At 37.8% G+C, this 11,635-nt stretch carries 9 protein-coding genes; 5 read left to right on the top strand and 4 right to left on the bottom strand.

Annotated elements, in window-relative coordinates; translation table 11 throughout:
* Nucleotides 1-149: 149 nt before the first annotated feature.
* Nucleotides 150-941 (top strand): substrate-binding periplasmic protein, encoded by a 792-nt coding sequence (locus ACQ96U_RS04810; RefSeq protein WP_431720091.1) that lies wholly within the window; start codon nucleotides 150-152, stop codon nucleotides 939-941.
* A gap of 1 nt (nucleotide 942) precedes the next feature.
* Here ACQ96U_RS04810 and ACQ96U_RS04815 read toward each other — a convergent pair whose 3' ends face one another.
* Nucleotides 943-2,991: an extracellular solute-binding protein gene (locus ACQ96U_RS04815; protein ID WP_431720092.1), complete on the bottom strand. Its 2,049-nt coding sequence runs from the start codon at nucleotides 2,989-2,991 to the stop codon at nucleotides 943-945.
* A 286-nt stretch (nucleotides 2,992-3,277) separates the two neighbouring features.
* On the opposite strand from ACQ96U_RS04815, the gene ACQ96U_RS04820 reads away from it, so the two are divergent.
* Nucleotides 3,278-5,314 carry an extracellular solute-binding protein gene (locus ACQ96U_RS04820; RefSeq protein WP_431720093.1) on the top strand — a complete coding sequence of 679 codons (2,037 nt, stop codon included), beginning with the start codon at nucleotides 3,278-3,280 and terminating at the stop codon, nucleotides 5,312-5,314.
* Nucleotides 5,315-5,378: 64 nt separating this feature from the next.
* Here ACQ96U_RS04820 and ACQ96U_RS04825 read toward each other — a convergent pair whose 3' ends face one another.
* From ACQ96U_RS04825 to ACQ96U_RS04835, 3 genes are all read right to left on the bottom strand, one after another.
* Entirely contained in the window at nucleotides 5,379-5,666 is a 288-nt protein-coding gene (locus tag ACQ96U_RS04825; protein ID WP_431720094.1) for a hypothetical protein, read from the bottom strand.
* A gap of 136 nt (nucleotides 5,667-5,802) precedes the next feature.
* Complete coding sequence (locus tag ACQ96U_RS04830) at nucleotides 5,803-6,825, bottom strand: endonuclease/exonuclease/phosphatase family protein (protein ID WP_431720095.1); 1,023 nt, start codon at nucleotides 6,823-6,825, stop codon at nucleotides 5,803-5,805.
* A gap of 95 nt (nucleotides 6,826-6,920) precedes the next feature.
* Nucleotides 6,921-7,577, bottom strand: a complete 657-nt coding sequence (locus ACQ96U_RS04835) for a 2OG-Fe(II) oxygenase (protein WP_431720096.1) — start codon at nucleotides 7,575-7,577, stop codon at nucleotides 6,921-6,923.
* A gap of 241 nt (nucleotides 7,578-7,818) precedes the next feature.
* On the opposite strand from ACQ96U_RS04835, the gene ACQ96U_RS04840 reads away from it, so the two are divergent.
* The 3 genes from ACQ96U_RS04840 (at nucleotide 7,819) to preA (ending at nucleotide 11,598) form a co-directional block, all read left to right on the top strand.
* On the top strand, nucleotides 7,819-8,631 hold the full coding sequence (locus ACQ96U_RS04840; protein ID WP_431720097.1) for a substrate-binding periplasmic protein: 813 nt from the start codon (nucleotides 7,819-7,821) through the stop codon (nucleotides 8,629-8,631).
* Between the two features lie 353 nt (nucleotides 8,632-8,984).
* Nucleotides 8,985-10,304, top strand: coding sequence for an NAD(P)-dependent oxidoreductase (locus tag ACQ96U_RS04845; protein ID WP_431720098.1), 1,320 nt, complete (start codon nucleotides 8,985-8,987; stop codon nucleotides 10,302-10,304).
* Between the two features lie 4 nt (nucleotides 10,305-10,308).
* Nucleotides 10,309-11,598, top strand: coding sequence for an NAD-dependent dihydropyrimidine dehydrogenase subunit PreA (gene preA / locus ACQ96U_RS04850; RefSeq protein ID WP_431720099.1), 1,290 nt, complete (start codon nucleotides 10,309-10,311; stop codon nucleotides 11,596-11,598).
* Nucleotides 11,599-11,635 lie beyond the last annotated feature (37 nt).

An 11,635-nucleotide genomic window follows, 5' to 3' on the forward strand; every position in this document is an offset into this window, starting at 1 on the left:
TAATCTACCTTTATATACAATAATCATAACACCGCTATACTTACACTGTCCTCAGCCACAAACCAAAGTTATTTGTTAATATACAGAAGGTTAACACTCAATTTGCTCACAAACAGACTACGACTACAATTCACTTTAGTCGGACTCCTATGTACAACTTTTTATTCAAAAAAATAGCAATATATACTTTATTGTTTTCATGCATCTCTCCTACCTATGGGCTAGAAACAATTGAATTTGCAGTAGCTAATTGGCCACCGTACTTCGACAACAATAATAAAAATAAAGGAACTTTAGCTCATTATTTAAAGAACCTTCTCAATAATGACGGTATTGATGTTGATTATGTTTGGTATAAAAGCTGGAAAGCAGCCTATAATAATTCAGCTGCAGGACACGTCATGGCTTCACCAGGGTGGATCTGTAACAAAGAGCGAGCAAAAGAATTCTATTTTACTTATCCTATTTACTTCATGGATAACGTCATCTTCCACTTGAAATCTAATCCAGTCAAACTAACATCCGTAGAAGATTTAAAAAGGGCTGGCCCCATTGCCATGACAGAATCTTACTATTTTGGTAGAGAGTTTGAAGCGGTAGCTAAAAAATACAATTTGGCACTAAGAAAAGTACGTCTGGAAAAATTAACATTTAATCTACTACTCAAAAAACGTGTAGCATTAGTGCCTATGCCTCTTGATAATGGTCTTATAATATTGAATAAATACTATACTCAAGCACAGCGAGATAAAATTACTTACTCGCCAAGTGTTTTCAAAAAAAATTACTATCATGTTATGGTATCCAAAAAATACCCTGAAGCATTACACCTCTATGAAACCCTCAATAAAGTACTGACCAAACAGTCATCTAAAAATAATCTCCATTCAAATCTGAAATTACACAAAATTTGTCCTGGTATTAGTCAACCTGAATGGTAAGTTAATGTATATAACCTGATTCACGCATTTGTCGATAAGCATACTGCTGAGCACTATTCAGGGCATCATCAACCTTTTTGTTCCCTTCCACAACATCTACAATAACCTGCCCTACATAAGTCCCCAAAGCAGCAAACTCTGGAATACCCACATACTGTATTCCCATATAGGGTGTAGGTTTTGAAGAGGGCTGAACAATATCAGCACTTTCGATCGCATTGAGTACCAGCTTGGCAAAAGGTGCTACTTGTAAATAGGCTTGTGATTGATATGTTGATTTACGTGTGCCAGGAGGAATTGATACCCACCCATATTGCTCTGCTACTCGTTTTATATAGTGCTTATTCGTCGCCCAAGTAATGAATTTTTTTGCTTCTTTTTTATATTTTGAAGATGCAGGAATAGCCAATGACCAGGCCCATAGCCAATTGGATTTAATGGCTGCTTTCGGGGCAGGGGCAACGCCTAAATGCTTATAAACTATTGAATGTTTAGGGTTAAATAAAAAACCTGCTGCAACCGTAGCATCAATCCAGATTGCACAATGTCCCTGTGCGAAAAGTGCTAAATTTTCTGTAAAGCCATTACGCGTTGAGTTCGGGGGACCAAATTTCTTTATAAGATCAATGTAAAATGTAATAGCGCGTCGCCACTCTATTGAATTCAACTGAGGCTGCCACTGCTCATCAAACCAACGACCACCAAATGCATGAATTAAGGATGTTAAATACGACATATTTTCCCCCCATCCTGCCTTGCCACGTAAACAGATCCCATAGATACCCTGATCAGGCTGGTGCAATCTAGCAGCAAACTTTTGTATATCTCCATATGTCGGTGTTTCTGGCATCTTAAGACCTGCCTTTTCCAGCAAATCTTTACGGTAATAAGTCATAATACTTTCGGCATAGAACGGTAACGCATACAGCTTATCCTTATACGTTAATGCCTTGGTAATAGAAGGCAGCACATCATCCAACTCATACTCCTGAGATAAATTTTCCAGAGGGCTGATCCAACCCGAATTGGCCCAAATAGGCGTTTCATAAGTACCTATGGTCATAATATCAAACTGGCCATTATGTATTGCTAAATCACTTAACAGTCGACGCCTTAAGGTGTTTTCCTCAAGTACATACCATTCCAAACTAATGGATGGATTTTGCTGCTCAAATTCAGTCGATAACGCTTGCATAATAACCATATCAGGGTTATTCACTGTGCCAATCGTTAACTTAATTTTATTATCTGGTTGTTTGGCCTCCGCAAGTAATCCGTGCTGTATTAAAATCTCTTTCACTCTTCCTTGCTGTTTTAGTTCAGCTAGGCCTCGATTAAAAGCTCGCAAACTCTCTTCCGCATGCTTTGATTTTTTGTTAAATACAATGTGAAAGTTTTTTGTTGCGAGAGGAGGCTCCAAAAATTCCAGTTTTCCAATCAAATGCGGACGCTGCTCTACCATCAAGTCAGCAGCCGTGTATTTATCAATTAAAACAAAATGGATACGGTTATTCTCAAGCTTATCCAAGTTTTGCACTTCTCTGGTTACAAACTCAAGAGTAATATTATATAAACCTTCCAAATCAGGCAGTAAACTACCACCACGTACACTGCCCACTTTCAATTCGGAGTCACTACTAAGTGCCTTTGAGAGGTCTAACAATGGAGAGGCTTTGAACTTAAAAGGATTATCTATTCGCTTTAATAAACCAATCGTATCACCAGGAAAAGGATCAGAAAAAAGGAATTCATCATCAGGAAATGCATCTTGGTACACGGGTAAAATACCGTCAGCTTTACCTTTTAATATGTAATCATTTGACCTAGCCCACGGATGAAAGCTAATTCGTACATTATAACCACTTCGTGCAAATGCTTCTTCAACAAGTTGATATACATAGCCCTTATTATATAAATAATTCCCTATATAGGGCACTCGTTCCCCCGTAACCAAATCAACTGTAGAAGATGCATTGGCCAAAATCGATAGTAATCCCAGAAAATTAATGAGCAACCATTTAATTAGCTTTGTATTACATCTTAAGATCATACAATCTCTTAATGCAAAATATCCAACCATTTCTTTACCACTAATTTTCATTACCTGTAGTTCTATTCTAGCAATAAAAACAGATAGTTTTATCGGTTCAAATTATCGATAATAATCATCAAATCGTTTATTCATTTACTTTATACCCTTAACGAATCATTTTTATCTTTCAGCCACTTATCTAAAACACCTATTTTTTACTAATATTTTCCTATAGTTAAAGTTGTTTTGGTAACCTAAGCGTCCAGGTTTAGTAGTATTTGCATAAGACAAGGAGTTCTTTTAAATGACTCGTAAAATAACCGCCAGCTGCATAATTACTATTTTCACATTATTGCTCAACAACACCTATGCAGCCCCTTCCGTTAATCTAGTCACTGGAGAACGTGTACCTTACATTGGTGTTAATTTATTAAATAAAGGTTATGTGTATCAAGTTGTGGTTGAAGCATTTCGTCTCGCAGGTTATCAGGCAAAAATTAGCTTTTATCCATGGGCTAGAACAACAGCAATGGTCAGCCAAGGCGAAGCGGATGGTATTTTACCCGTGTACCAAGATGCATTTCCTGATAACGAATTCCTTTTTTCTGATCCTTTTCCTGGTGATACGATTGGTTTATTAAAACGTAAATATGATGGGTTTCAATATCCAGTCTCGCCTGAACAGAATTTATCTCAGGCATTGTCAGCACTTGACGGAAAAAAAGTTGGTTTAGTGCGTGGCGGATTCACACTACCAGAATTAAAAAAAATTCCTAATATCAACATTGAAGCTGTTACGAGAGATCTACAAAATTTAGATAAACTGGCAGGTAGCCGTATACAGTTTGTCCTAATTGATAAATTTACGGCAGCCGACCTAATGGTAAGCAAGCGCCCCTATTACATAGGGCAGTTAGAATTTGTACAACCAGCACTGACAAGAAAAAACTTTCATATTGCCTTTTCTAAAAAATCTGAGTCGGCAATAACATTACTTGCAGCCTTTAATAGTGGGCTGGCAATCATGCGACAAGATGGAACGCTGGTGGCTATCCAATCACAACATGGCCTACAGGCAAACCCGCCAAGCTCACCCACAAAAACTCAATTGACTATTGGCACTGTCAATAATCCTGATATGGCCATCATGCAGGAGTTAGCTACCACATTTGAAAAAGAAAATCCTGATATTGAACTTGAGTGGAAAGTCATGGAAGAAAACACGCTCAGACGTCGATTGCTAAGTGATATTGCAATTGCTGATGGCCAGTTTGACATCATGACCATAGGCACTTATGAAACGCCTATATGGGCTAAACAAGGCTGGTTAACTCAATTAAAAGATCTCCCAGAAAACTATAACCTGCATGATATTTTACCCTCACTCCTTGAGGCGCTTTCCTACAACCAGCATCTCTATGCATTACCTTTTTATGCTGAAAGCGTGATGACATTCTACCGAAAAGACCTGTTTGATAACGCTAACCTGACCATGCCCAAGCAACCCACTTTTCAAGATATAGAACGTTTTGCGGAAGTTATACATAACCCGCAGCAAAAAATATATGGAATATGTCTGCGAGGAAAGGCAGGCTGGGGTGAAAACATGGCCCTTATAACATCGCTCGTCAATGCTTTTGGTGGACGCTGGTTTGACCAACAATGGAACCCTCAATTAACGTCTCCTGAATGGAAAAATGCGCTCACTTATTACACCAGGCTAATGCAATTTTATGCCCCTCCTAATGCCGAAAATAACGGTTTTAATGAAAATTTAAAGCTATTTTCACAAGGGCACTGTGGAATGTGGATAGATGCCACGGTTGCAGCTGGACTACTGTTTAATCCAAAACTATCTAAAGTGTCTAAACATCTTGGCTTTGCTCAAGCCCCTTCATCAGTCATACCGTCTAACTGGCTATGGGCCTGGTCATTGGCTATTCCTGCATCATCCAAAAACAAAGAGGCTGCTAAAAAATTTATTACTTGGGCAACATCACAGGAGTACATCAAACTTGTCGCACAGTCCAAAGGATGGATCTCTGTTCCACCAGGCACACGAAAATCAACCTATGAAACTAAAACATATCAACAAGTAGCACCTTTCGCAGGTTTTGTGCTGAATGCCATTGAAGGGGCGGATATATTACATCCAACCGTCAAGCCTACCCCTTACACAGGTATTCAATATGTTGGTATACCAGAGTTTACTGCTATTGGAGCACTTGTTGGACAAAATATAAGCGAAATATTACAAGGTAAGAGTACTATAGACAAAGCACTTACCACATCACAAAACTTTGTCTATAAACAAATGGTAAACTCAGGGTACCTCAAATGATATCGCTCTGAAAACAGCTTATTTTATTGAGGTATCGACCAAGATAGCACAAGCCAAGAATGGACTAGCTTGCTAAATACTTCGCCAGTGTTCTATCTGAGCTTGGTATTACAGTATGTGTATCATGTCGAAAGTCGTATAGACTTTTTCTATGACATTTAACAGTAACAACACAGCTAGAATCCTGATGACTATCTGACAAATTCCATTCAAGCAGCCACACCGTGTAGTCTTCCCCTTCAAAATGCACGACATCTTCCTTAGCAGGTAATGTCGAAAGCTCAACAACAAACGACTTCTGGTAGCTGTCTGGATTTTGGCGGTTGGCAAAGAAATCAAATGCAACTTTCATGATCAGGCTCCTCTAGCCCTTTAATTGCCGCCAGCATAAGCCAATATTATGACCAATACATTTCCATATAATTGCAAATTTAAGACAATTATTTACCTTTAAAATCATTAGGTTAAAGTACTTATTCACATATCTATCAGTGGCTTTTCTTATTCTTTTTATCTTTCTGAAGCTGTTTATCCGCATTATCTTCAGTTAAGTAAATTTTAGTCACAATAGGTAAGTGATCAGACCCAATTTTATCGGCCACTTCCATTGAAATTACCTGGATCTTTTCACTATGAAGTACGTGATCAATGGGTATTTGTAATAGTGGCAGAGGTGCAGGCCATGTAGGTAAAATTCCCAAACCTTGTCGAGCATTTTTAAGGTTCGCTCGTTTCATTAAGCGTGTAAAAGCGGGTGACCACGGTGTTGTATTTAAATCACCCACCAGCACATAAGGGGCAGCAACACTCTGTAAAAATTTTGCCGTGGCTTCAAGTTGAAAGTCCCTCAACAAAGAATAGGATACACTTACTGGCGGCAGAGGATGCGTAGTAAAGACAGCCAGTTCTCCTTGTGGTGTTTGAGCAGAAGCAAATATACTTGGTAATCCGGTATTGCTCAGCTGAATAGTTTGCCTATTGGTCAGCGGGAAACGACTAAATAATGCAATACCAAAATTACCAGCTTCAGGCTTAGTTAGTTGGTAAGGATAATCAGCCAGTCCCTCCTTGATACCTTGTAACCATGCCTCAGTAATTTCCTGTAATATAACAATATCAGGCTGGTAATCTGACAGCTGTTGGACAAGTTGCTGGTACTGAGTATTAGAAGACAGTACATTTGCATGGTAAATCACAATGGGTTTGCGTTTCTTGTCAACGTGCTCTGCTAACGCTTCAGTACTATTGAATGATACTACAGATGGTGGCAGGTACAGCATCGGTACCTGCCAATTAAGTACTAAAATCACTGAAGCGAATACTGTGAATAAGAAGCGTCGCGTCGCTAGCAACCATAAAAATGCTACGATACCGCTAAAGAAGTAAAATGCCCGAAAATGCGTTAATAACTCCAACCACCAATGGCTATTCCCCCAATATGCCAGTACGGAACAGAAAGTCCCACCAATCAATAACAAGGTAATTAGTTTGTCTACAGCTTTTTTAATCATCTACGCTTCATTGTTACCAGTAAAAATGGAGTTAATACACATTAAGTATACTGGGGATATAGTACTCTCGGATATCCAATCACTCATGTTACAGCTCACAATCCAAACCTTTTTTCTATTGTGGACTGTCGCCGGAACCAGCCTGCAATGCTCATTCGTGACCTGAAAGAAGGTAATACTTCGTGCGGTATCTCAGAACTCATAAAGCAAACACATGTGCCTCTTTCTGGTAAGACGGTGCTTACTGCTTGTATATCTTTCGCTGAGTAGAGTTTTAAACTCCCTCCATCAACCTCCTGCCAATCCTTATTCAAATAAAAAACAACACTAACGACTCTAGTCTCATGGCCATTAAAGGCATCTAAATGACGCTTGTAAAAACTCCCCTTATCATAAATCGCATAGTGACACTCTACCTCATCCAGACCAAGCCAAAGTTGCTCGTTCAAGTTGAGTCTAAATGCTTCTAGAAAATCTAAAAGCACCAGTTGGGTTTTCGACCGCCCATCAAGCCATAACGTTCTATCGCTACGAATTGATTGGTCAAACTGTTTTTGATGACGCCGCCCAATCGCTGCTGGAAGCAATAATTGTTTGTTATCAAAATAATTAATCTCATCAACCAAATCCTGCAACAGTTTTTCGGGCAAAGAATTTTGTTGCACAGACCATCCTTGTTTAACTAAATCCTTAATCACAGAGGTAAATAACTTTTCCTGAGAGAAGGATTGAACAGCTAAGCTGCACTCCATATTAATTATACCTCAAAGTATTTATACACTAATGTGTTTATCAAAAGTTAAGCAATATAAGCTATAGCAAGTTCTTGTCAATTTTTAATGATCAAAAGGTCAATTAAGTTTAACGATAGTTAACACGTTTTTTATTGATCAAATGTTAAAAGTTCTCCTTTCTTTCCATTAACTACAATGTAGCTATACTAAATAGTTGAATTTATTATTTTTTATCAATTTACATTATTTAGGAGGTATTATGTTTTACAAGCATAACAAAAATACCTCTCTCTATATACACTCTGTAATTTTTATTTTTTTATTACTATTCATCCTTGTTTACCCAGACTCCTCCCAAGGAAAAAGTCTACCTATTATTTTTGCTACTTTCCCCCCCATGAACTACCTGGATGACCAAGGTGAAATGCGAGGGATTAGTTATGAACTTGTTACACAAACAGTAAAAGACATCGGTTATACTCCTGAAGTCACTATTTTACCTTGGAAGCGCGCTTATAAAGAGGCTGCTGAAGGCAAATATGCTATCCTCTTTACTTTCACACAAAATGAAGAACGCATAAAACAATTTTTATTTACTGACTACCTAATAAAAATTGCAGATGTGTTCTTCAAGCGAAAGGAAAATAATATAACGTGGAATAAGCTCAGCGATCTAAATAAATATGTTGTTGGATATACTGACGGATATAACTATGACCCTATTTTTTTAAACGCAATTACTAATAAATCATTCATTGCAATCAAGTCACCTGCTTTAGAGTCACCAGAAAAACAGCATTTAAAAAATTTATTTCATAAACGAGTAGACCTCATCATTTGTGAAATTCACCAATGTAAATTCTACCTAGGGCAAAATAAAAGCTGGCAGAAAGTCATCGACTATATTCCCAAACCTATTGGCAAAATAAGAACTTTTCATGCGGGCATTAGCAGAGCTTGGCCTAATGCTGAAGAACTACTTAAACGATTTAATACCCAATACCGAAAGATTAAAAAATCAGGCTTTCGCAAAAAGATTGTGCTTAAATATATTGACACTGAATTCGAATAAGCCCTTATATCAAACAAGCTTACCATCATAAACTTTATGAATAAAAATAATAGCATCATGGATTGCAGTAGATACTATTGAACCTCAATATCTGTTCATTTTAAAATTTTATCTTGGGTTGAGTTATTACTGAAAAATACACCAAAGAAAGTTAAACCGTAGGAAATAGTAAAATTTATATTAAATAATTTATAGTTTAATTAACATTCAAGCAACCCAATACAAGAAGCTTATTTTTTTAGCTCAAAGTAATCCTTCTTGGATGGTAATGCTTTACTTCCAATATATTACTATAAATCATAAAAATTATACCAGCACTGATGTAGTTATATTTAGATTACGATGGGGATTAAATGCAACAAAAAATAAATCTCTCAAAAGCTGTTGCTGATAACAATTATCACTTTGATGATATTCACTCACCTTTAACCCATAAAGAAGCGCTAGAGGAAGCCTCTCGCTGTCTTTATTGCTATAATGCTCCCTGCATAACTGCCTGCCCTACTCATATTAACATCCCCGATTTTATTAGAAAAATAAGTACAAATAACTTACAAGGCTCAGCTCAAACAATATTAAGCGAAAATATATTTGGCGGTAGTTGTGCTCGAGTATGCCCAACGGAAATTTTATGCGAACACGCCTGTGTCAGAAATACTCATCCTGAATCAAACCCCGTAAAAATAGGTTTATTACAACGACATGCCATTGATAACATACAAGGTGAGTATCCATTTGTACGTAAAAGCGATACCAATAAAAAAATCGCGGTTATCGGTGCTGGACCTGCAGGTATTTCCTGTGCCCATAAGCTGGCTCAGTTAGGCCATGCTATCGATATTTTCGAGAAGGAAAGCAAGATTGGAGGCCTAAATGAATATGGGATTGCTTCTTATAAACTAGTAAACAATTATTCTGAGTTAGAAATTAATAAAATACTAGACATAGGCAATATAAATATTTTTACAAAAAAAACATTGGGCGATAATCTTTTTTTGAATGACTTACTCGATAGATACCATGCAGTATTTATAGCTATAGGGTTAGCTAGCGCAAGAAAGCTAAATATTCCAGGCGAGTCATTGCCAAACGTTCTAGATGCCACACACTTTATTCATACTATTCGTCAGCACCAAATTCAAGAAAGTTTAAAAGGGAAATCTGCTATTGTCATTGGTGGTGGAAATACAGCTATTGATGTGGCCGTACAGCTTAAAAAACTTGGAGCAGGTAAAGTGACATTAGCCTATCGACGTGGATATCAACACATGTCTGCCACTCTAAAAGAACAACAGCTTGCTCAACTACATGATGTACACAAAGAAACTTGGTTTAATCCTATTAAAATTGACCAATTAACTGATAAAAAATTAGCGGTTACTTTTCATATTCAGACTCATGAAATACCTCAGGAAACAATTACATTAACAGCCGACTATGTATTTAAAGCTATTGGCCAAACCTTATGTACACAATCTCTTTTTAGACAAAACCAAAGTACTTTATCTGTGCACCAACGAAAAATAGCCGTTAATGATAACTACCAAACATCAATACCCAGTGTTTTTGCTGGAGGCGACTGTATCTATAAGGGGCAAGATCTTACCGTATATGCGGTGCAGCAAGGAAAGGAAGCAGCAGAAAGTATTCACTCTTATATTATAGGAGATTAATAATATGAGTATTTTAGCGAGTAACTTTGCAGGAATATCTTCTCCTAATCCTTTTTGGCTAGCTTCTGCGCCTCCTACCGATAAAGCTTATAATATTAATCGCGCCTTTGAAGCTGGCTGGGGTGGAGCTGTTTGGAAAACGTTGGGGGAGGATCCACACCCAATAAATTTATCATCACGTTATTCAGCACATCATGACATGTACGGTAATCTAATTGGTATTAATAATATCGAGTTAATTTCCGACCGACCACTTGACACCAACCTTGCAGAAATTCGTGCAATGAAACGTAAATGGCCTGATCGAGCTATTATTGTTTCTTTAATGGTTCCTTGTAAAGAAGAGGCATGGCGTACCATACTTAGAAAAGTTGAGGACACAGGTGCTGATGGAATAGAACTCAATTTTGGTTGTCCTCATGGTATGCCAGAACGTGGAATGGGGTCCGCGGTTGGTCAAGTACCAGAATTTGTAGAACAGATCACCGCATGGTGTAAGCATTACACGCGCATGCCAGTGATTGTTAAACTAACACCCAATATCACAAATATTCTACAACCTGCACAAGCCGCTCTTCGTGGTGGTGCTGATGCCGTTTCACTTATTAATACCATAAATTCTATTACTGGAGTCGACTTAAATACTCTTAAAGCCCGCCCAAATGTTGATGGTTATGTTACCAGTGGAGGTTACTGTGGACCTGCAGTAAAACCTATCGCATTAAATATGGTCAGCCAAATTGCTAGGAATGAAGACACACAAAGTCTACCCATATCAGGTATCGGCGGAATTACTACGTGGCATGATGCAGCTGAATTTATGGTCCTTGGAGCCCACAATGTGCAAATTTGTACTGCTGCAATGGTCTATGGTTTTTCAATTATTGATGAGTTAACTGATGGTTTAACTCAATGGATGAAAATTAAAGGCTATCAAAAGCTAAGCGATTTTATTGGTATTGTCGTCCCCCGCATTACTGATTGGAAATATTTAAACCTAAATTACAAGACAATCGCTTCTATTAACCCTGATGCATGTATTGGTTGTGGTCGTTGTTATGCAGCCTGTGAAGATACATCCCACCAAGCTATTCAGCCCGCTGAGCATAATAACCGAAAAGTGTACTCTATTATTGAAGATAACTGCGTAGGCTGTAACTTATGCGAAATTACGTGCCCAGAACATGATTGTATAACTATGGTCACGCAAGAGAATAAAAAGCCATACTTAAACTGGACACAGCATCCGAATAATCCAATGTGTGAAAAAAAAATTGAAAAGGTCACAGCCTAGGGCCTGTGAACACTATGTTTTTACGTTGACCAGGAGC

This window comes from Zooshikella sp. RANM57, assembly GCF_050749885.1.
Lineage (GTDB): Bacteria > Pseudomonadota > Gammaproteobacteria > Pseudomonadales > Zooshikellaceae > Zooshikella.

Excerpts from the sequence above, each read along its gene's own strand:
- ACQ96U_RS04810 (WP_431720091.1), top strand. The coding sequence starts at position 150 with ATGTACAACTTTTTATTCAAAAAAATAGCAATATATACTTTATTGTTT.
- ACQ96U_RS04815 (WP_431720092.1), bottom strand. The coding sequence starts at position 2,991 with ATGATCTTAAGATGTAATACAAAGCTAATTAAATGGTTGCTCATTAAT.
- ACQ96U_RS04820 (WP_431720093.1), top strand. The coding sequence starts at position 3,278 with ATGACTCGTAAAATAACCGCCAGCTGCATAATTACTATTTTCACATTA.
- ACQ96U_RS04825 (WP_431720094.1), bottom strand. The coding sequence starts at position 5,666 with ATGAAAGTTGCATTTGATTTCTTTGCCAACCGCCAAAATCCAGACAGC.
- ACQ96U_RS04830 (WP_431720095.1), bottom strand. The coding sequence starts at position 6,825 with ATGATTAAAAAAGCTGTAGACAAACTAATTACCTTGTTATTGATTGGT.
- ACQ96U_RS04835 (WP_431720096.1), bottom strand. The coding sequence starts at position 7,577 with ATGGAGTGCAGCTTAGCTGTTCAATCCTTCTCTCAGGAAAAGTTATTT.
- ACQ96U_RS04840 (WP_431720097.1), top strand. The coding sequence starts at position 7,819 with ATGTTTTACAAGCATAACAAAAATACCTCTCTCTATATACACTCTGTA.
- ACQ96U_RS04845 (WP_431720098.1), top strand. The coding sequence starts at position 8,985 with ATGCAACAAAAAATAAATCTCTCAAAAGCTGTTGCTGATAACAATTAT.
- preA (WP_431720099.1), top strand. The coding sequence starts at position 10,309 with ATGAGTATTTTAGCGAGTAACTTTGCAGGAATATCTTCTCCTAATCCT.